We start from the raw sequence: 20048 nt of genomic DNA, 5'->3' as shown, positions 1-20048 counted from the left end.
TCCCAATCACCAATCACCAATCACCGTTAAGAGTAATATAGGTAACATATTTATATAAATGGTGTCAGGAGTTCGCTCATGAAGGATATTAAATATTTAATTTCAGTTTTAGGGGTTGGTGCGGTTTTGAGTCTGACTATCAATACTCAAACAGCACAAGCTCAAGTAGCTTATGGTAGCTACGTTGGTATAGGACCAACATTGGGGCTGAGTGATGGTACTCAACTTGGTGGAGTGTTAGCTGCCCGTTACAAGTTACTAGAAACACCAGTTTCTTTCCGCGCTCAAGCTTTAATTGGTCAAGGTACAGCAGTTGTGCCTACAGTTTCTTATGATCTTCCCATCAATTGGCAAACTGATGTTTATTTGGGTGCTGGGATGGTCTTAACTAGTGGGAATACAGCTTCCCCTGTGGGTAATAAAATTAGTTTTGCTTTGCAACCGGGAATTGATTATGTTGTACCTAATAGCAATACTGTGATTTTTGGTAATGCTATTATCGCTTTTGATGCTTACCGCAATAGTGGAGGTACGGCTTTATCTTTGCAAGGTGGAGTGGGTTTAAGATTTTAATGTGTAAAATTACTTATATCTTTGCTATTCCCAAGCCTTTGAGGCGTGGGATTTTTGTTGAAGGAATAAATTCTGTAAATCTGGAAAGATACTGATGACTGCTGCTGCTAACATTTCTCCAATTTCCCCTACCAGTGACATCGGTGTTGCTTCTCATAGTTTATTTGTGTGTAAAACCTGCGCCAGTGTTTGGCAAGATGGTAAGCGTGTCGGTGAAACTGGTGGTCAAAAACTATTACAAGAAATTCAACAACTCGCCCAAAATTGGGATTTACGCGATGATTTCCCCATTAAAGAAGTTGAATGTATGAGTGCTTGTAACCGTTCCTGTGTGGTCGCTTTTGCCGGTCAAGGTAAATTAACTTATCTATTCGGTGATTTGCCGGTTGAAGGTTGTGCTGAAGCTGTTCTGGAATGTGCCAGTAAATACTACTCTCAGCCTGATGGTGTCCTACCTTGGTCAGAACGCCCAGAACCTTTAAAAAAAGGCATCTTAGCCAGAATTCCAGGAATTGCTTAAAGAATATGGGAATTTTCCAGTGGGTAGAAGAACCTCTCCCCCAACCCCCTCTCCGTAAACGGAAGAGGGGGCTACTGTTTTATACTAAAAACGGGTAAAAATTGGACTTTTTTATAATACAAAGAACAAGTTCAAAGCCTCTCCCGTATTAAAAGTTTCTCCTCTTCCCTCCCTTGTAGGGGAGGGTTAGGGAGGGGTGCGGGGAGAGGTTTGGAGAGGGGTTCCATATTTGGTTAAACTATGAACCGTTTGCAGTATATCTAATTACCCATTAGCAATTACCTATTACCAGCCCTAACAGATATGATAAGTCTTCAAACGAAGATGATCGAGAATTGCTATGTTGCGTGTTTTGATTCTGGGTGGAACTGGTGACGCTGCTGAATTAGCTGCTAAAGTGGCAAATATTAGTGGTGTGGAAGCGATCGCATCTTTAGCCGGTCGTACCCGTGAACCTTCTACCCCTGTTGGTAATTTCCGTATTGGCGGTTTTGGTGGTGTGGAAGGATTGGCTAGTTATCTACATCAAATGCAAATTGATGTGTTAATTGATGCTACTCACCCTTTTGCAAATCAGATTTCCTGGAATGCAGCAAATGCAGCAACGATAGCAGGTATTCCCCGTTTAATGATGATTCGTCCTCCTTGGGAAAAAGAGGAGGAAGATATCTGGATAGAAGTAGAAAATATTATCGATGCGGCCGCAGCGTTAAAAAATCAAGCACAAAGGGTATTTTTGACCATTGGGAGACAGGAAATTTCTGCTTTTTCTCATTTGCAGGAAATGTGGTTTTTGATGCGAATGATCGATCCACCTAACCCTGATGTTCTATTACCTCCAGGGATTGTGTTGTGCGCTACGGGTCCTTTTACTTTAGCAAAGGAAAAAGAAATTTTAAGTAATTATGAAATTGATACTATTGTTAGCAAAAATAGTGGTGGTAATGCCACTTATGCCAAAATTATTGCTGCGCGGGAAATGGGTATAAAAGTTGTAATGGTAAACCGCCCAGCAGTACCAGCAGGGGAACAAGTCCCGGATGTGGAAAGTGCTGTAAATTGGCTTTTAAGGATGTACGGTGACTAAACTTTCGGTAAGGTAAATTAAGTTTTATTCAGCCACCCCAAGGATGAGGTGGATGATTTGTTGGCGTTTACGGAATTGTTAGCGGCTTAGTTTGTATTTTACAGGTGATTAAGTGGCATATCCAAACTAATGGATATAATTGAATTTTTATATAGCCATTTATTTAGCCAGGGAATAAATTCCCTGTCTTATAGCTAAAGTCGGTTAAAACCGACTAAATGGGGTTTTTATGTTATTCTTTTTTTGGATTTTTGGGTAATAATGGAAATTTCGGTTTTTAATTTAATTAATTCAATTTTTTGGTAATATCATGTGAGTCCGTTTCAACGGACTTTAACTTTGAGACTCTTAATTTATTCCCTGGACAATTAGACATTTATTGTTATTGTTTTTAAATCCATTATGGCTTTATGGCGGTTGTATTATCATATTGTTTGGGCTACGAAAAAACGCGAGCCTTTAATCACCAATGATATAGAGGAAAAATTTTATGGTTATTTAATTGGCAAGGCGGATTATTTAGGGTGTATAATTCATGCTATTGGTGGAATTGAAGACCATATTCATTTGGTGGTTTCTATTCCTCCTACATTGTCTATTGCTGAATTTGTGAAAACTTTAAAAGGTAGTAGTGCCTATCATTATAATCATTCTTTAGGTAATGTAAAACAACAATTTGCCTAGCAGGAAGGATATGGTGTTTTTTCTGTAGGAGGTAAACAATTACAAGAAGCTATTGATTATGTGCATAATCAAAAAATACATCATTTCAATGGAACGACAATTGCATTATTAGAACAAGAAACAGATTTAGATAAACCACCCCAACCTCCAACAAAATCAGAAAATAAATTTACCGACTAATAACCAAAATACATTAAACCCGATTAAACATATCAAAATTAGTCGGTTTAAACCGACTTTAGCTATTAGACAGGGAATTTATTCCCTGGCTTTACAGTTTCAATGGACGTAACTGGATTCGAACCAGTGACCTCTACGATGTCAACGTAGCGCTCTAACCAACTGAGCTATACGTCCTTAACCACATGAACATCTAAATTAGCATATCCTTTTAGCAATTGTCAAGCATAATTGGCAGCTAATTACTTATTGTGCCTGTAGCTGCTTGAGCTTATTATTCGCCAATGTCAATAATCGCCGTGCTTCAGGATATGCAGTGGTTCCTGATTTTACACTGTTCAACTGAGTGATAATTCCGTGAATTTCAGCTTTAATCTCATTATTATCAGCAGGTGTGCTGGCAATCAATCTTTGGATTTCTTTGTTAGCTTGATTGAGAATTTGCTGTGAATCACTTTCAATTTGACGACGATTATTAATAATTCCCAAGTTAGTTTGATACTGTGCTAGTAATTTTTGCGCTTCCACATAACTCGGTTCTTGAACTTGAATATTTTCTAATTGCCGAATCGCTTTTTCCCATAAATTCCCAATTTGTTCCCACTCAAGAGCCGTATGAGGTGGATTTTGAGAAGCTTTAGCAGCTGCTAAGGCAAACTGTTTTGCCCCTTCAACATATGTACCACTGCGGGTATCAACCACCGTTTTTTGTTTGACTTGGTATGCAGCAATTAATTTTTGTGCATCTAAATAGCGGGGATTGTCATTGGGAACTTGTTCAAGTCGGTTAATTGCTTGTAGCCATAATTCCGATGCAGCTTGAGATTTTGTAGGTTGAACTTTCTGAGCTTCTAAATCAAATTCTTGTGCAGCAGCGATAAAATTACCAATCCGCGCATTATCAAAATCCCGTTTGTAAGCTGTAAGTTGAGTTTGGGCAGTTTTACCTGCTAATGTTTGTTGGGAAATTTCCTCTAATTGATCGATCGCTATTTGCCAGGATGCGATCGCACTTTCTCTATCTTTTGTATTTGTAGCTTGTTCATATTGCAGCTTTGCTGCCAATAGATCCTTTTTGGCTTCATTCAAGGGAATCAAAGCGTTTTTGTCTTGGAAAACTACCGCATCTAGTCGTGCTACCCGTTTTCGTGCTTGTTCAAATTCATCCAAAGTAAACTGCCAGGAACAACTAAACAGACTACAATAACGCTGAGGATAGTAACCCAAAAACCAAACTGGTAAATTTTTCAAGTGTTTTTTTGCAGCTTTGACTTTTTCTCCACCTAGTTCAATATCCGCAGTACTAGTAGCTCGACTTACTAACTGATCTGCTTGTTCTAGGGAATCAATTGCACCTCGGTAATGATGATCCATACTCATAAAGCTAGGTAACAACAGAATTGGTGCTACCTGCGCTACAGGTTTGCGAATCATGGGATAAGGTAAGTTTACAACCCACACCACCCCCGCTGTACCTGCCATGAGCATAGCTGCAAATTTGATTTTCCCGAACATAGTCATACCTAATCGCTACTTAAACTAGTATTCCCTCTTTTCGCGGAAAATTATACATATAGAAATCATCCGACAACAGGGAACACATTTTTGCACAAATCATTTAGTAGGATTGCTATATTCACAAATCAACTTTTTTTAACCACCACAGATTCGGAAAAGAGTTGCTACCATAAATAAGGTGATTAAATAAATCAGATAATACTTAAAATGTCAACAGCTTTAGTTACCGGGGCTTCTGGGGGAATTGGTAAAGCTTTTGCAGAAGAACTTGCTGCACGTCAAACAAATCTTGTTCTGATTGCACGTTCAGTAGAGAAGTTGGAAGAAATAGCCACACAATTACAACAAAAACACAACGTTCAAGTCGAGATTATAGCCAAAGACTTAACTGAACCTAATGCCACTAATGATGTATTTGATTTGCTCAAAGCTAAAGGATTAACAATTGATTTGTTAATCAATAATGCTGGGTTTGGCGATTATGGCGACTTTGCGGAAAGAGACGGGCAACGACAATTAAATATGATTCAATTAAATATTATGGCATTGGTAGATTTAACTCATAAATTTCTACCTTTAATGCGAGAACGCCGTTCAGGAAGCATTATTAATGTTTCTTCAATTGCGGGATTTCAACCAATGCCTTATCTTTCTGTTTATGCAGCAACTAAAGCTTTCGTTCTCAGTTTTAGTGAAGCATTATGGGCAGAAAATCGTGATTATGGTGTCCGGGTTTTGGTAGTTTGTCCAGGGCCAACAGAAACAGACTTTTTCACAGAAGCTAAGTTTCCCACAGCTTTGGCAGGTTCAACAAATAAAATAGCCTCTCCTAAAGAAGTTGTGGATGATGCTTTGCAAGCTTTAGAAAAAGGTGACTCGACAGTAGTTAGTGGTGGTTTAGGAAATCGAGTCATTGTGAATATGCACAGATTTTTACCAAGAGAATCTTTAGTGAATTTGGTGGCAAAACAGTTTAAAGTAATTCGTAATTCGTAATTCGTAATTCGTAATTCGTAATTAGAGAACTTACTTGTTCCCTGTTCCCTGTTCCCTGTCACCTGTCACCTGTCACCTGTCACCTGTCACCTGTCACCTGTCACCTGTCACCTGTCACCTGTCACCTGTCACCTGTCACCTGTCACCTGTCACCTGTCACCTGTCACCTGTTCCCTCTCACCTACATAAATCGAGTCAATTGCACGCGGTAACGGTCTTTTTTAGTAACAGCGATTTCGCCAACTTCTAAACGTCCTTTACCGCGAATTGCGATTAAATCGCCTGATTTGACTTGAGAACTGGCTTGGGTGATTTCTTTCCAATTGACACGAACATCATTAGAGTCAATTAAATCCACCATTTTGCTGCGAGACATTCCAAAACCGGCAGATGCGATCGCATCTAAACGCAAAGAAGCTTCCACCGTCGTCAATTCTTTTTTCTTCGGTTCTCGGACTTTTAACTCATTAATATCAATCCGCTGGGTTTTCACAGGAACTGAACGCACTTGTTGGAGACTCATTTCCAGAAATTCCGCCAATTCCGGGACGACAATTACCTGCGCCCCTCTCTCTCCCAAAACAATCACATCTCCTGTCTTTTCCCGAACAATTCCCGTCCCCAACATTGCGCCTAAATAGTCGCGGTGAGTTGCGGTATCAAACAAGAAATTACCCGCAATTTCTAAAGCACTGATAGCGACTTGAGATGAATCTAATGGTAATTCAGAACGTGCGATCGCAATTCTTTGGCGTTCAGCTTGAGGATAACCACCCCACGCCACTAAATGCACGTCTGTTAATCGACTAAACACCCGTTGAATTTCTGCCAACTCTGGCGGAGATAAAAAATCAGTAAAAACCACTTCCCAGGTCTTTATAGCTTGTTCTGCCTGGTCAATTACACGGGCAATACTCTCGCGGTTTTCAACACCTTTTAAAAGTTCTTCTCTGGGTAACATGGGGACTGGGGACTGGAGATTGGGGACTGGAAAGAAAGCAGAAGGGCGAATTCACAAATGACCAATGACAAATGACCAATGACTAATGACCAATTAATTAGTTTCAGCATAACCCTGGATATTTTCTGGATCAAACTGACGTAATATGCGGGTAGCTTGGCGAGTAAGAGTTTCTGAACCCTCAACTACAATTATGTACTTACCAGCATCCAAGCGGTTGCGATAGGGTAAAGCATCTCCACCACCTGAAACTAAACCAACTCCACCACCAACAACTACGCTACCCATTGCACCACTACCGGCACCCAGTAGCCCACCAACAACATGATTGCCAATTTCCCCCGCCCAAGCAAAGGTATTCAACCCAGTGATGAAACTGAAAGTAAAACCTGCAAAAAAGCCAAAGGGAACCAGCCAGAATGACATAAGTTGCGCTTGCTTTATAGCTTGCTCTTTCGGGTCAATTAAGCCAAACTCATCAGCGGTTTTGTACCCTCTACCTAGGATACTGCTTTTTATGCCTACTTTTTCTAAGTCTAAATAAGCGGCTTCGGCTTGAATACGGTCTGATAATACGGCCACAAGGTAATTCATTGATTTTAATTAAAATAGTAATCTGACAGAGGTTTTGCTTAATTAACAGCGTATCAGCACTGGTTCCAGATCTCAGGAGGAAACCAGCTGGGCAGCTGTATTACTTTAACGAATCCAATGGCTCGCAAAAAGTATTGACACCTTGTTTGAGAATATATATCAAAACTGGGGTTGCTAAAATTTTCGGAAAAGCGGGTATTGTGGTTAGATGTGTCATCATGGCTGGAATTGAGCCGTTCACCAAGTCTTCTCGATATTCTTGTTCACAAATCACCGCCCGCCATTTTCTGGCCAATGCGTCTAACCACTCAGCATTCGTTCTTTCTGGTTGTTGTCCAGCCCGAATTGCTAGAGACATGGCTGCATCTTCTAAGTCTCCGTCACAATCCTCTATTAAGTCTAGCGCTTCCATTGCTTGAGAATCATCTGCCAATTGAGAGCGGAACTGGGCAATTTCTTGTGATGTCACTTTAGTCATGAGTTCTTTTATCTTTGATCAGTTTTCAGTTGTTATAGCAGGAGTCAGTAGGGGCGTATTGCAATACGCCCGTACAGGAGTCAGGAGTAAAACCATCTTGTAGTAGGAGTTTCATTATCAATTGATGTCCTAACCACCCTGTCCACGGCTATATATCAATTCACTTAAATTAAAGCTACAAATAAATCTCCCCATCTCCCCATCTTCCCGTCACTGAATCCCCGCGTCTTCCCTGACTTTACCCAATATAGCCTTTTTGACAAAAAAGCCTCATTTGCTAGTAATTACACTGCTAAATGAGGCTTTTGGGGCTTTTAAAAAAAGTTTGTATTTATTTACTTATTAAAAGCTCTGGAAGTGACGTAGCGTTGTAATTCAGTCAAAGCTCGGTTGTAATCCAAAATGGCGCGAATGCGATTACCTTCGGATCTTGTGAGGTCATTTTCTGAGTTAATGACATCAGTTTGAGTACCTACACCTGCTTGGAATCGCAAACGAGCTAACCGTAAAGACTCTTTAGCTTGTTCTAGAGCCGCGTTAGCAGTTTGGACATTTTCTAAATTAGAACGCTGGGTAGAATAGGCTTGTTCTACTTGAAAGCGGATTTGGTTACGTTGTTCAGAAAAATTAGTTTCAGCGATCGCTATATTAGATTTTGCCTGAGATGCTCTGGCTTTTGCTGCGCCCCCATCGTATAAATTTAGGGTTGCTTGCACGCCGACTGAATAACCATCGCTAACGTTGGTATTATCATTAAACACATCTAACAAATCATAGCTGGCAACTAAACTAATTTGTGGTCCCAACGAAGCTAAAGCCTGTCTTCTTTGCTGCTCGCTCACATTCCGCTGTGCCAACTGCTGTTGCAGTTCAGGACGGTTTTGATAAGCTAAGACAATACTCTGTTCGAGAGTTTCCTGCCAAAGACCAGCTAACTGTACAGGATCTGCCGCAGTAATATTTGCCGACTGGGGAATATTTAAGCGAGTTGCTAAACGACGACGTGCAATTTCTTGTTGAGAGCGAGCATTAGTGAGGTCTTGTTGGGCATTTGCTAAGTTCACCTGCGATCGCAACACATCGAACCTTGTACCCACACCTGCCCGTTCTAGAGCCTGTGCATCTCGCAAACTCGCCTCAGAATTCTGCACCGCTGACTGAGAAATCCGGACATTTTCATCTGCTCGTTGCAATTCATAGTATTCTATGGCAACATTCAAGCGAATATCCTCTGATTGCCGCTCTACATCCAACTCCTGAATGCGGATATTTTCCTCAGCTTCTCTAATAGCCGCGTTCCGTCTCCCAGAGGTATAAAGGTCATATCTCAGTTGTGCTTCACTAGTAAAGCTGGTATCAGATTCAGCGTCCGGTGCATTGGGATTTAACCTCTGTGTTCGTTTAGCTTGCAATGTACTGCTACTACTACGGCTGTTAGTAATACGACCAGTCAGCCCCACAGTTGGCAACAAAGAAGCTTGTTGTTCCTTGACAGAGCCTCTACTGCGTTCTAACTGCAATATTGACACCTGTAGTTCATTATTATTGCGCTTTGCCAGTTCTAGAGCCTGTGCCAAAGTAATTGGCTGATTGCCCTGAACTGTCACTTCCTCTGGTTTCGTGGGAAATAGTAGAGGATTGGGACTGGGATTCAGGTATTCAGAAGTCTCTGTAGAACCTGTAGGTGCAGGCGTTACAGTGTCTGAGTTTTGAACAGGCTGCTCTGAATTATTAGGCGTTTCTGATTCAGTAGTGGTAGTAGCCTGGGCTAACCGATTACTAGAGGCATTTTTTTGTAAACAGTTTGTTGAGCCTGAGAGCAAAGCAGCTTGGCTGTTCTGCTTTGTTCGTAAACATTTTTTGCTCTCAAATAACTGTGTTAACTTTGTCCCAGTCACTGAAATTGGTAAAATTGTTTTCGGTATTTGATCTCCTGGCAAACTTTTATGATTAACCTCAGCGATTTCTGGAACAATATGATTACCTTTAGGCTTCACATTGAGGTTATTGAAATCAAGGGTAGGTACTAAGACTGGAGAACTATCAACCGCCCTATTGGGTAGTTGCTGATTCATGTTGTCCACAACCGAGGCTTTTGCATCTGTTGCAGTCAATACTATAGGGGAAGAAGCCGTTTTGACTTCACCTACTTTGACCGTACCCGCCCAAGCTGACTGAGTTGTTAATACCGCTGCTGTTACACCAGGTAAAAAACTATGAAATAATTGCTGTCCTTTCACCGCATCCCCTCACACGAAAATCTATTCTAGCGGCAGAAAACTTGTCTTCACACAGAATATAGCACGATAGTGAACTACCCGAAGCTAACCGCTTAGGCGTTACAGTGCAGGCTTTCCCACCGAATTTAAGAATCAGAACCCTGCTTCTCTTCAAAACGTTTGACAATGCGAGAAAGTTCCGCCTTTTCATCTATGCTAACGCGGGTAGGAGCGCCACTGACAATTCGTTCGTAATTACGGAAGGAATCTTTAATATTAGGACCATCAGCCGTAATATTGTACTCCCGAATCCCTTTATCGTGCCACGAACCCCGCATTTTAAAGACGTTGATTGCCCGCGACATTTCACCATGAATTTCTACATACTGCAACATTAAAATTGTATCAGTAATCGTGGAAATGTGAGAGTCAGTAATGGAATGTGATCCCATAAATTGATCACTGGTGTTAGTAAAGAAACCAGTAATTTCTTCTTGTTTAGCATAACCTGTAACACCGATCACAAATTGTCGAAAAGCATTATTACTTACGCCTCTAGCTAGTGCTGAGAGCGAGTCAATGGCAATTCTGGCTGGCTTAAAATCGGCAATTTCTGATTTAATAATTTGCAAGTGATCTTCTAAACCGGTTGATTCAGGATATGTACAAATTATTTTTAATAAACCTTGGTGTTCTAATTCCTCAAAGTCAATTCCCCAAGAATAAGCATTGCGAGACAATTGAGCGCGGGATTCTTCATAAGCAAATAATATCGCCCGCTCACCGCTCACACAGCCATCTTGAATAAACTTGCTGACTAACAGAGTTTTACCAGTACCTGTTGCTCCTGTGGCTAAAATAATCGAGTCTTTAAAGAAACCACCACCACACATTTCATCCAGGGTTTTGACTCCAGAAGATACGCGAACATTTGAAGACCTTTGTGTTAAACGCATTGCTCCTAATGGGAAAATATTGACTCCTGCATTTGTAATTGTGAATGGATATTCGCCTTTCATGTGGGTTGTACCGCGCAATTTGAGAATTTCAATTGTGCGTCGGCGGCGTTCTCCTTCTAAAACGTTGCGAACAATTACGACATTGTCAGAGACAAATTCTTCTACCCCAAAGGAAGCCACAGGCCCATATTCTTCACCACGCTCTGTGGTAATGATAGTGGTAACGTTCAGTTGTTTGAGTCTTGCTACTAGCCGAAATATTTCTCGTCTTACTACTCCTACGGCTTCATATTGTTGAAATACTGCTGTGATTGAGTCTATGGAAACTCGATGAGCTTTGTATTTGCGAATCGCATATTGTAAGCGCTCGATTAGGGCTGAAAGGTCAAAGTTACCGACGATATCTTGACCTTCAGGATCAGGTGATGCGTCGAGAATAAACAGTTTCCCTTCTTCAATTAAGCGTTGCAAATTCCAGCCAAAAATATGAGCATTTTTAATAATATCGCTGGGTGATTCCTCGAAGGTAACAAATACTCCTGGTTCATCAAAGTAGGTGATGCCATTATACAGAAATTGTAGAGATAATAAAGTTTTACCTGTACCAGAAGTTCCGCTGACTAAGGTTGTTCTACCCACTGGTAAACCGCCATGACTAATATCGTCAAAGCCCTCGATCATTGTACGAATTTTCTCTACACCCCCAATTAGTGGATTTTTTGGCTCTTTTTGCTCTTTGTAACTCATTTTTTATCACATTTGGGTATTTAACCCTAATTTTTAAATTACTAAAAGTTGGACTTGGTTTTTGATGAAAAACTGTTTTATTCTGCCCAGTCTTCTTCACTCAATTCTTCATAAAGTAAATCTAATCCTATCAAAACTCTTTCTCTATCTGAAAGATCACCGATGATTTTGCGGACTGGGGGCGGCAAAATCTTTGATAATGTCGGTGTGGCTAATATTTTATCTTCTTCTGCTAGTTGTGGGTTTTTGAGGACATCGATTACTTTTAAAGCATAAACACCTTTGAACTCTTGTTCTAATATGTTTTTGAGTGTGTTTAATGCTCTGACGGAGTTGGGAGTGTTGCCTGCTACATACAACTTGAGAACATAGGTCTTTTTGGATTTATTCATAAATAAGGTACAGAGTAGTTTTGAGTATAGAAATACAAAATATGCTGATGCATTTATCTAAAGTTACAGAAGATGCCATGAGAATTTAACTTTCTTCATTCTTCATTTGATTTTAGAAACCGCACATCTATAGACTTCACACAAATTTGCCAAAATATCTATTAATGTCAGTCTGTAATCGAGTAATGTTTCGTCGCTCCTTCCTTCTAATTTTAGCTGTTTGGAAAACTCGTCAATAAGTTCCATGTGCATTTCTATAATTTTTTGCACAGGAATATTAGCATAAAATAAGGCATTGATAAATTTATCAATGCTAGATTGCAGAGTTTTGTCTGTAATATAGTAACGTATAAGAATTTGGCGGTAATCTGATTTAAGTTGCTCTAACAATTCATGCTTATCAGCTTGACTCATGTGTTGAAAGCACTGCTGGTTTTTAGGCTTGTTACAGGCTAAGACATAGTTATTTTTTTGATCATCATTCAACTGTTGATTAGGGTTTTTTTGGGTACTTTTGTCTAAAGAGTAGATATTGATAGGGATAGTAGCCGGAAAATAAAAACACCACATTTGGGCAATAATGTGATCGATAAGGTTCCATATCTGCCCGATTAAACCTTGAAGGTTATTCAGATCAGCGGGTGCATATAAATATTTTTTAAAGTTTGGTTGCCAAATCAATATCGGTAATAACATTTATTGCTTATCTTTAGGAATTCGGTGGGATTATTGATAGCTTGCATGGGCATAATTACTCATGGAATCTCTTGACTTTTAACAGGAAAGAAGGGTACTAATTTTTTTAAGCGCAGAGCGCAGGTTACTTTCACAAAAATTAAGCGTCCTCTATATTTATGATCATTGCCCAAACAAAAATGTCTGGGTTGATTAAGTTTTGTAAAATCTTTTAAGTAAGGATTGACGAAAAAACACTTTTTGTCAACAAATATTGAGAAGTCACCACTCAAAAAGGGAGTTGCCACAACTGGGTGGTATAACTAGGTAGTTGATGAAGCGTTCAACATCAGGTAGATAATAGCTGAATTATGATGTGTAGTATGTATATCTATATTTAGATAGATCTTTTTATTTCACTCCTTGATAAGATACATAAACAATGTTAAAGCATCGTTTCATTCTAAATCATTATAATTCCTCAAGGTTCTAAAACGAATCTTTGGAGCGATAATTGTTCTAGCTGTAACTATCAATGAAAAGTTTCAACACCAGTATCTTACTGGTGAGGATGGTCGCTAGTCCAAAAGAGTGGGACTCGAAAAGCAGCGCCTTGGGAATTGTTGGAGGCAACCAAATTGTCCGTCAAAGCCGAGTTGATTGTTTCAATATCCTTTAAATTGTCACGAAAATCGCTTGTGTGACTCTTCTTGGAGGATATTGCTTCAGGCATAAAGACCATCAGCACTTTGGTAGATGTTTATGCCAAAAGTAACCACAGGAAGAATGACCCCCTAAGCCCTATGTTAATGCTACAGTACCCGCTTTATGACTTTCTAGCAACCGTACCCATCTGCCCAGAAACAAGCACTCTGGCAGCGGTGCTGGAGATTTTAGAGAAAGAGCAGTGCGATCGCTTGGTAGTGGTGAATCAACAGCAATGCCCCATAGGATTGTTGTACTCTGCGCGTTTAATCCCCCAATTATTGGCAGCAGCCAGTGGTGAACAATTTCTAAATTTACATCAGCCCCTGTCAACTTTGGGGTCAACCCTAATTGAACCAATACATAAAATACCCATTTGTGATCATCTAGAAAAATTTAGCTTGTTTTTGCGTTATCAGCAAACTCCAAAAAACCGCGACCTAGATTGGGCATTAATTGATGCAGAAGAAAAATTTGTAGGGCTGCTGGATAGCCCACGCTTACTGCGATTTTTAGCTAAGGAAAAAGTAGCACTTGTTACTAACGCCCCAGAAACTAGGCAAAAAAGTGATCCGGCGGCAAAACCTGCTGACAAGCAAAATGAACACCAGCTAATCACACACAATCCTCTAGTACAGTTGTTGGAAAGACTGCCTTGGCCTTTGATGTTGCAAACAAGTACTGGGGAAGTGGTGACGCAAAATCCAGCGTGGTGGCAACAATTGGGAGTGTTGAAAGATCCCGAAGGAATTAGGCAACAGGTAGAAGCCATACTTGCCCCTGAACACAGTCAACAGCCACAATACGCCGATCAACAAGCGGTTAAAGTCTATGCCAATGGTAGAGAAGGCGAGATATCATCGTCCCAGGCTAAACTGTATTCCGAGGGTGATAGCGCCAACCCTGACCGCTGGTCACGGACGAGTGCCGCTACTCCTCAAAAAGGCTTACCTCCTTACGCCCCATCTGTTTTACCAATGATGCAGGAGCAACCTGTACCGGGAAATACTGCATCTAGTTATTGTTATTTAGATTCTCAACTAGGTACTTGTACTTGCGTTGTGGAAATACAAAATGGTCAGGAGCGAATTTGGCAATTTGCCAAAATCCTCTTAGATAGTCCTGAATTAAAAGTCTGGAGTGCCGATTCGCAAGTGACACTCAGCAGTCAGAACCCAGAAATCGGCAATGAAAAGCTGTGGTTAGTCTTAGCAACTGATGTCACCGAACAGCAACAACTTTGCAAGGAACTGGCAGCAAAAAACGCCGATTTGATTCAACTAAATCGCTTAAAAGATGAGTTTTTAGCTTGTATTAGCCATGAACTGAAAACACCGCTGACGGCAGTTTTGGGCTTGTCCAGGTTACTGGTAGATCAACAATTAGGAGAACTAAACGAGCGTCAAGCGCGTTATGCAGGCTTAATTCATCAAAGTGGCCGTCATTTGATGAGTGTGGTTAATGACATTTTGGATTTGACGCGCATGGAAACTGGACAGATGGAACTCGCCCCATCTCCAGTTAAAATTAGGGAAGTGTGCGATCGCGCTTTATTAGAAGTAAGCACACTCCACAATCAAGCCAGCAAAACTAGCCCATCTTACCAATCCGAAAATAAACGTTCACCGGACGATCACCAATTCAGCCTCACCATTGAACCTGGCTTAGAGCAGATGGTAGCAGATGAATTACGCTTGCGTCAGATGCTGGTACATTTACTTTCCAACGCCTTTAAGTTCACGGAAATTTCTGGAGAAATTGGACTGCGGGTAAATCGTTGGGAAGGGTGGATTGCTTTTACAGTCTGGGATACTGGCATTGGTATTCCCGAACATCAACAACATTTAATATTTCAAAAATTCCAACAACTCGAAAATCCCCTCACTCGCCAATTTGAAGGCACCGGTTTGGGGCTAGTATTAACTAGGGCATTAGCTCGCCTACATGGTGGAGATGTCAGCTTTTTGTCTCGTGAAGGCAAAGGTAGTCAGTTTACACTACTATTGCCACCCAGTCCGCCAAAGACAAGTTTTGCCGAATCAGAGCCAGGAAATTCATCAGAATCACATCAACCGATTTCCTCCCAACGGTTAGTCTTAGTAGTCGAGGCAGTAGCCGGATATATTGAAGACTTGACTCAACATCTTAAAGGTTTAGGTTATCGGGTGGTGATTGCTCGTTCGGGAACAGAAGCACTAGAAAAAGCCCGACGCTTGCAACCGAAAACTATATTCTTGAATCCGTTGTTACCCCTACTGTCAGGTTGGGATGTGCTGACTTTACTCAAATCTGATAGTGCAACTCGCCATATTCCCGTCATTGTCACAGCTACAGGTGCAGAAAAAGAACAGGCATTTGCTAACCGAGCCGATGATTTTGTTAGCTTACCAGTAGAACATTCGGGATTATTACCAATTTTAGAAAGATTGTGTGCTGCACCAGAAGTTGAGCAGATAAGTTTAGAAAATAACGAAATCACACCCATAAAAACTCCCCTGCGGATTCTCAGGTTGGTAAATCCAGAATTAGAATCTGTCACTCCTAACCCTTCACTGCGAGAACATCGGGTGATTGAAGTAGATGATCTAGATCAGGCCGAACTTTTAGCGCGAGTGTGGCAGTTTGATGTAGTTTTGCTAGATGTGGAAAGTTCTACCGCCCAAAATTACCTGCAACAGTTGACTAAGCATCCACGCTTGGCAGCTTTACCACTGGTAACTTGTGATGTAGCCACTACCTTGGTAGCTTCCCAAATACCAGGATTAGGTGTGTTTCCTTGCTTAATTCCATTAAGTAAACAAGACGGTAGTTGCAAAGGCAAACCAGATCCTTTATTATCGGTGTTGCAAATTGCTTCTGGTCTTAGCTGCCCTCCTAATATTTTAGTAGTCGATGTCACTATGCTGCGCGATTTACCACAGGTAAAACGCAAGCCAGTCAAGGGTTATCGATTAGAAAGAAACTTATCTCTCAAAGGTGAGTACAGAAGGGGTTCATCTTCCTCAAATACAGAACGGGGATCTGAGTGGTTCCAAGCTTTAATTCAATATTTACAAACTGCCGGTTTTAAAGCATCTATGGGTAACTGCTGGGCAGAAGTTCTGCAACAAATTCGCCACCAAAGTGTTGATTTACTACTAATTTGTTTGGGAGAATCGGCAATTCATAAAGAAATGCAAAAAGCACTCCAAGCTTTGTCAGATTTACCGTTGAATTTGCCACCAATTTTAGTACTTGACCAAAGATTAAATCAGATAAAACATACAGAAATTGGGCAAATCAAAAAGAACGGAAATCAATTTCTACAAAATAATGTAGTTGGTGAGTTAGAACAGCTAACTGGCGGTATCGCTACCCAGATATTACCTCGTTCTATCTCAATGGAAGACTTATTAAGTCAGATCAATCAAGCTTTGGTGACAGGGAATAGGGGACAGGTGATAGGTGACAGGTGACAGGTGACAGGTGACAGGGAACAGGGAACAGGGAACAGGGAACTCTTCTAATTACGAATTACGAATTACGAATTACGAATTACGAATTACGAATTACGAATTACGAATTACGAATTACGAATTACGAATTACGAATTACGAATTACGAATTACGAATTACGAATTACGAATTACGAATTACGAATTACGAATTACGAATTACGAATTACGAATTACGAATTACGAATTACGAATTACGAATTACGAATTACGAATTACGAATTACGAATTACGAATTACGAATTACGAATTACGAATTACGAATTACGAATTACGAATTACGAATTACGAATTACGAATTACGAATTACGAATTACGAATTACGAATTACGAATTACGAATTACGAATTACGAAATGTCCAGTTTTTCCTTTTTGCTGTTCTTAAAAGGGATGCGAATGAGATTATAAGCTCCTTTAGTGGCTATGTTCTTGTAATTATCTGGTGGTAAGTTCATTTCCAGCAACTTTTTCTGTTCAGTCAGAAGTAGTACTGATTGTGGACGGATTTTCGCATTTGCTTGATTTTGAATATAGTCTAGTGCCTGTTGGGAAAATTTGAGGTAATTAACATTATGTTGGGTGTAGAAAGTCACTGTAGGCTTTTTGAAACCAACCATGACTAATTCTTCATTCGGTTGTTTTTCTTGGACTGCGATCGCAGATAATTCTCTTAAAGGTAGTTGACGCTGTTGATCCATCACAAACAAAGTAGGCATTAACACCACGGATAAAAATGCCACAAATCCTATTAAATTAATAAAAATGATGGAACGCAGATGATAACTCAAGATTAACGCCGCGATCATAATAGCAGCAACAAGCCAAATTATACCTCCTAAATTTGTAAACCCTGACTTTTCAATTAGTTCGTATAATTCAGGTGCAGCAGGATCAGTACCTACTAACTTGGATAGGTTAAATAGTCCTACTGCTAATGTGGATAAAAAGGCAACATTTATCCAGCTACTAATATTGAAAGATTTAAGGGAATTGGGAATTTGGGGATTTGGGAAAAGGTCACTCCAAAACAATGCTACCAAAATAGCTGTGGCTGGCATTAAAGGTAAAAGGTAGCTGGGGAGTTTAGTGACAGCAATGCTAAAAAAACCAAAGACACCAAAAAACCAGAAACAAGCAAATAAACCTAATTGTTGAGAACGTTCCTGGTTGAGCCAGTGCGATCGCTGCCAAAATTTTAACCTAGCTACAGCTGCGGGAATGTACACTGAGTATGGTGCAAAACCCAACAACACGACTAAAAAGTAAAAATACCAAGGGGCTGAGTGACCATTCACAACTTCTGTAAAGCGTTCTATGTTGTGATAACCAAAAAAGGCGTTAATAAAATTCCAGCCATTGCGCCAAGTCACCAAGACATACCAGGGAGCAGATATAGCGAAAACTATCCCCATTCCTAAGATAGGACGCATTTCTCGCCACAGTTCCCAGAATTTGCCTAAATATACAGCAAAGGCAATCATAATCAGTCCGGGTAACACAATTCCGACTGGCCCTTTAGTTAAAATTGCCCCAGCAATCAATACATAACAAGCCAAATACCATTTATTGGGGAAAGGGGAAGAAGAAGATTTTTGAGCGTATCCCAGAAAGAAACATAGCAAAGCTGAGGCTATACAACCGGTCAGTAACATATCAGAAACGCCGATTCTACCCCAAACAATCATTTCCGGGTTAAGTGCCATTAAAGCCGATGCTACAGCAGCTGTTAAGTAACGACGAGTAGGATTTGCAACTTGCTCTAATTCATCTTTTTTGGCAAAATGCCACTGTACCGCGTAGAATGCCAAAGCAGTTACAGCCGTTGCTGCCAGTGCGGAAGGGATACGGGCTGCCCACTCATTCACCCCCATAATAGAATATGCGATCGCTTGACACCAATAAATTAACGCTGGTTTGTCAAAACGAGTTTCACCATTAAAAAATGGGGTAATCCAATCACCTGTAACTAGCATTTGCCGGGAAGCTTCAGCAAACAACGGCTCCGTTTCGTCAACCAAGCCAACGTTGCCCAAATTCCATCCAAAAGCTATCCAGTTAATCAGCAGTAACCACAAGATGGAAATAGTCACAGCAAGGGCTGGACGCTGTTCTATCTTGTGAAAAAATTGGTCAACAGGGAGGGTAACGCTCAATTTCAGCCTCATAAATCCATACTCACAGACACCGTGAATCGCGTCTTTCTCATACACAATAATTCAAAAGTCGTTAATAAGTTCGATTTTGTTCTCACCACACCCCACACCATATCTCCACAAATAATCTTGGTGCATAATTTCTATTTGTCAAGACAAACATTTCTGGAAAGCATCTAAGGCACTTGTATCCAACTATGTAATCGCAGCCTACCTACTTACTTCAAGCAATATGAACCGTTATTATCCATTTACATTGCCATTGATAACTGTAGCTGTACTGCTGTGCAGTGCGATGAATGGTTCTAAGAGTCTATCCCAACCTGCCGCTCTTAATTTGAACTTACTTCCTAATGGCAACCATCGCTTTTGTAGTCAACAACCCAAATCAAGTAATGTAGCTTCTCCAGATGCGATAATTGGTGATTGTTTTTTATTTCGGAAACAAGAAAATCAAGTTGTTGGTACTTATTACGACACTAGGACATTAGGGGAAGAATCACTATGTTTGCAAGGCACTTTTATAGATCGCTTTTACGGTGAAGGATTAGAAATTATTCGTGGTATTGGTCGTCAGAGTATACCTACCAAAGCCCAAGGTTCGCGGTTAGTAAATTGGGACAAGGAAGGAATTTTACAAGTTGCCAAAGCCATACCCTATGGTAAAAGTACAAGATTCGGTCAACCAATACGCTACCGTCAAGCTACCTTGGATTTCAAGCGGCTTTATCGATATAATTTAGGTAATAAACTGCCACCAACACGCTGTCTGCGTTAACGACTATTACAGCAGTTTTCATGTATTTGTATCACACGCTAATTTTTCTATTCCTTTCTTCCTTTGCGCCTTTGCGCCTTTGCGTGAGATATACAGCACTTCCCGGTGTTATGAGGTACAATCACCCCACCCCCAACCCCCTCCCCGCAAGCGATGAGGGGGCTAAGATGTACTTCATAAGAGCGGAAACCGCTGTAAGATGTGGTTCATTTACCCGCAAATCGCTGTAAACTACAAACTTCACTGTAAGGCATATCGGCAGAGACGGAAAATTTTCTGTCTCTACATCAATCCACTCTGAGGATTGCCATTTGCGCCTTTGCGCCTTTGCGTG

At 40.6% G+C, this 20048-nt stretch carries 18 protein-coding genes, 1 tRNA gene and 1 pseudogene; 9 read left to right on the top strand and 11 right to left on the bottom strand.

All coding sequences use genetic code 11. The annotated features are described in order from the left end of the window. Nucleotides 1–78 precede the first annotated feature (78 nt). The 4 genes and pseudogenes from A9Y75_RS09605 (at nucleotide 79) to tnpA (ending at nucleotide 3044) form a co-directional block, all read left to right on the top strand. The gene (locus A9Y75_RS09605) at nucleotides 79–573 is read left to right on the top strand and encodes a hypothetical protein (RefSeq protein WP_071189324.1); all 495 of its coding nucleotides are present in this window, start codon (nucleotides 79–81) and stop codon (nucleotides 571–573) included. A gap of 94 nt (nucleotides 574–667) precedes the next feature. Then, nucleotides 668–1093, top strand: coding sequence for a DUF1636 domain-containing protein (locus A9Y75_RS09600; RefSeq protein WP_071189323.1), 426 nt, complete (start codon nucleotides 668–670; stop codon nucleotides 1091–1093). Between the two features lie 340 nt (nucleotides 1094–1433). Continuing rightward, the gene (locus A9Y75_RS09595; RefSeq protein ID WP_071189322.1) at nucleotides 1434–2180 is read left to right on the top strand and encodes a cobalt-precorrin-6A reductase; all 747 of its coding nucleotides are present in this window, start codon (nucleotides 1434–1436) and stop codon (nucleotides 2178–2180) included. A gap of 402 nt (nucleotides 2181–2582) precedes the next feature. After that, a pseudogene (gene tnpA, locus A9Y75_RS09590) lies at nucleotides 2583–3044 on the top strand (IS200/IS605 family transposase). A gap of 103 nt (nucleotides 3045–3147) precedes the next feature. Here tnpA and A9Y75_RS09585 read toward each other — a convergent pair. Then, nucleotides 3148–3221 (bottom strand) — tRNA-Val (locus tag A9Y75_RS09585). 69 nt (nucleotides 3222–3290) lie between these two features. Beyond that, on the bottom strand, nucleotides 3291–4559 hold the full coding sequence (locus tag A9Y75_RS09580) for a hypothetical protein (protein ID WP_071189321.1): 1269 nt from the start codon (nucleotides 4557–4559) through the stop codon (nucleotides 3291–3293). Nucleotides 4560–4769: 210 nt separating this feature from the next. Between A9Y75_RS09580 and A9Y75_RS09575 the strand changes: the two genes are divergently transcribed. Continuing rightward, a complete protein-coding gene (locus A9Y75_RS09575) occupies nucleotides 4770–5558 on the top strand; it encodes an SDR family oxidoreductase (protein WP_071189320.1) in 789 nt (262 codons plus the stop codon). Nucleotides 5559–5592: 34 nt separating this feature from the next. Beyond that, the gene (locus A9Y75_RS27470) at nucleotides 5593–5808 is read left to right on the top strand and encodes a hypothetical protein (RefSeq protein ID WP_143046390.1); all 216 of its coding nucleotides are present in this window, start codon (nucleotides 5593–5595) and stop codon (nucleotides 5806–5808) included. Here A9Y75_RS27470 and A9Y75_RS09570 read toward each other — a convergent pair. The 7 genes from A9Y75_RS09570 to A9Y75_RS09540 all read right to left on the bottom strand — a co-directional run bounded on the left by A9Y75_RS09570 (nucleotide 5740) and on the right by A9Y75_RS09540 (nucleotide 12604). Next, nucleotides 5740–6519 carry a photosystem II S4 domain protein gene (locus A9Y75_RS09570; RefSeq protein ID WP_071189319.1) on the bottom strand — a complete coding sequence of 260 codons (780 nt, stop codon included), beginning with the start codon at nucleotides 6517–6519 and terminating at the stop codon, nucleotides 5740–5742. The genes A9Y75_RS27470 and A9Y75_RS09570 overlap by 69 nt on opposite strands. Before the next feature lie 93 nt (nucleotides 6520–6612). Next, nucleotides 6613–7113 carry a hypothetical protein gene (locus tag A9Y75_RS09565; protein ID WP_071189318.1) on the bottom strand — a complete coding sequence of 167 codons (501 nt, stop codon included), beginning with the start codon at nucleotides 7111–7113 and terminating at the stop codon, nucleotides 6613–6615. A gap of 100 nt (nucleotides 7114–7213) precedes the next feature. After that, the gene (locus A9Y75_RS09560) at nucleotides 7214–7591 is read right to left on the bottom strand and encodes a hypothetical protein (protein WP_071189317.1); all 378 of its coding nucleotides are present in this window, start codon (nucleotides 7589–7591) and stop codon (nucleotides 7214–7216) included. 335 nt (nucleotides 7592–7926) lie between these two features. Beyond that, nucleotides 7927–9831 (bottom strand): TolC family protein, encoded by a 1905-nt coding sequence (locus tag A9Y75_RS09555; protein ID WP_071189316.1) that lies wholly within the window; start codon nucleotides 9829–9831, stop codon nucleotides 7927–7929. A 125-nt stretch (nucleotides 9832–9956) separates the two neighbouring features. After that, entirely contained in the window at nucleotides 9957–11516 is a 1560-nt protein-coding gene (kaiC, locus tag A9Y75_RS09550; protein WP_071189315.1) for a circadian clock protein KaiC, read from the bottom strand. Nucleotides 11517–11593: 77 nt separating this feature from the next. Beyond that, nucleotides 11594–11908 (bottom strand): circadian clock protein KaiB, encoded by a 315-nt coding sequence (gene kaiB / locus A9Y75_RS09545; RefSeq protein ID WP_071189314.1) that lies wholly within the window; start codon nucleotides 11906–11908, stop codon nucleotides 11594–11596. A 102-nt stretch (nucleotides 11909–12010) separates the two neighbouring features. Continuing rightward, nucleotides 12011–12604 (bottom strand): KaiA family protein, encoded by a 594-nt coding sequence (locus A9Y75_RS09540; protein WP_071189313.1) that lies wholly within the window; start codon nucleotides 12602–12604, stop codon nucleotides 12011–12013. A gap of 782 nt (nucleotides 12605–13386) precedes the next feature. Here A9Y75_RS09540 and A9Y75_RS09535 point away from each other — a divergent pair. Both A9Y75_RS09535 and A9Y75_RS26355 read left to right on the top strand, forming a co-directional pair. After that, on the top strand, nucleotides 13387–16743 hold the full coding sequence (locus A9Y75_RS09535; RefSeq protein ID WP_071189312.1) for an ATP-binding protein: 3357 nt from the start codon (nucleotides 13387–13389) through the stop codon (nucleotides 16741–16743). A 10-nt stretch (nucleotides 16744–16753) separates the two neighbouring features. Next, on the top strand, nucleotides 16754–17191 hold the full coding sequence (locus tag A9Y75_RS26355) for a hypothetical protein (protein ID WP_143046389.1): 438 nt from the start codon (nucleotides 16754–16756) through the stop codon (nucleotides 17189–17191). Here A9Y75_RS26355 and A9Y75_RS09530 read toward each other — a convergent pair. Beyond that, nucleotides 17131–18948 (bottom strand): glycosyltransferase family 39 protein, encoded by a 1818-nt coding sequence (locus A9Y75_RS09530; RefSeq protein WP_071189311.1) that lies wholly within the window; start codon nucleotides 18946–18948, stop codon nucleotides 17131–17133. The genes A9Y75_RS26355 and A9Y75_RS09530 overlap by 61 nt on opposite strands. Before the next feature lie 220 nt (nucleotides 18949–19168). Between A9Y75_RS09530 and A9Y75_RS09525 the strand changes: the two genes are divergently transcribed. Further along, nucleotides 19169–19714, top strand: coding sequence for a hypothetical protein (locus A9Y75_RS09525; RefSeq protein ID WP_143046388.1), 546 nt, complete (start codon nucleotides 19169–19171; stop codon nucleotides 19712–19714). Nucleotides 19715–19835: 121 nt separating this feature from the next. Here A9Y75_RS09525 and A9Y75_RS29535 read toward each other — a convergent pair. Beyond that, nucleotides 19836–20048, bottom strand: a 213-nt coding sequence (locus A9Y75_RS29535; protein ID WP_236721366.1) for a hypothetical protein, incomplete at its 5' end; no start/stop codon positions are given.

Source organism: Trichormus sp. NMC-1 (assembly GCF_001858025.1).
In the GTDB taxonomy this organism is placed as follows: Bacteria; Cyanobacteriota; Cyanobacteriia; order Cyanobacteriales; family Nostocaceae; genus Anabaena.
Note: the sequence above shows the minus strand (reverse complement) of the source record. Positions and strands in the feature narration are given on the sequence as shown.

Excerpts from the sequence above, each read along its gene's own strand:
- A9Y75_RS09605 (WP_071189324.1), top strand. The coding sequence starts at position 79 with ATGAAGGATATTAAATATTTAATTTCAGTTTTAGGGGTTGGTGCGGTT.
- A9Y75_RS09600 (WP_071189323.1), top strand. The coding sequence starts at position 668 with ATGACTGCTGCTGCTAACATTTCTCCAATTTCCCCTACCAGTGACATC.
- A9Y75_RS09595 (WP_071189322.1), top strand. The coding sequence starts at position 1,434 with ATGTTGCGTGTTTTGATTCTGGGTGGAACTGGTGACGCTGCTGAATTA.
- A9Y75_RS09580 (WP_071189321.1), bottom strand. The coding sequence starts at position 4,559 with ATGTTCGGGAAAATCAAATTTGCAGCTATGCTCATGGCAGGTACAGCG.
- A9Y75_RS09575 (WP_071189320.1), top strand. The coding sequence starts at position 4,770 with ATGTCAACAGCTTTAGTTACCGGGGCTTCTGGGGGAATTGGTAAAGCT.
- A9Y75_RS09570 (WP_071189319.1), bottom strand. The coding sequence starts at position 6,519 with ATGTTACCCAGAGAAGAACTTTTAAAAGGTGTTGAAAACCGCGAGAGT.
- A9Y75_RS09565 (WP_071189318.1), bottom strand. The coding sequence starts at position 7,113 with ATGAATTACCTTGTGGCCGTATTATCAGACCGTATTCAAGCCGAAGCC.
- A9Y75_RS09560 (WP_071189317.1), bottom strand. The coding sequence starts at position 7,591 with ATGACTAAAGTGACATCACAAGAAATTGCCCAGTTCCGCTCTCAATTG.
- kaiC (WP_071189315.1), bottom strand. The coding sequence starts at position 11,516 with ATGAGTTACAAAGAGCAAAAAGAGCCAAAAAATCCACTAATTGGGGGT.
- kaiB (WP_071189314.1), bottom strand. The coding sequence starts at position 11,908 with ATGAATAAATCCAAAAAGACCTATGTTCTCAAGTTGTATGTAGCAGGC.
- A9Y75_RS09540 (WP_071189313.1), bottom strand. The coding sequence starts at position 12,604 with ATGTTATTACCGATATTGATTTGGCAACCAAACTTTAAAAAATATTTA.
- A9Y75_RS09535 (WP_071189312.1), top strand. The coding sequence starts at position 13,387 with ATGTTAATGCTACAGTACCCGCTTTATGACTTTCTAGCAACCGTACCC.
- A9Y75_RS09530 (WP_071189311.1), bottom strand. The coding sequence starts at position 18,948 with ATGAGGCTGAAATTGAGCGTTACCCTCCCTGTTGACCAATTTTTTCAC.
- A9Y75_RS09525 (WP_143046388.1), top strand. The coding sequence starts at position 19,169 with ATGAACCGTTATTATCCATTTACATTGCCATTGATAACTGTAGCTGTA.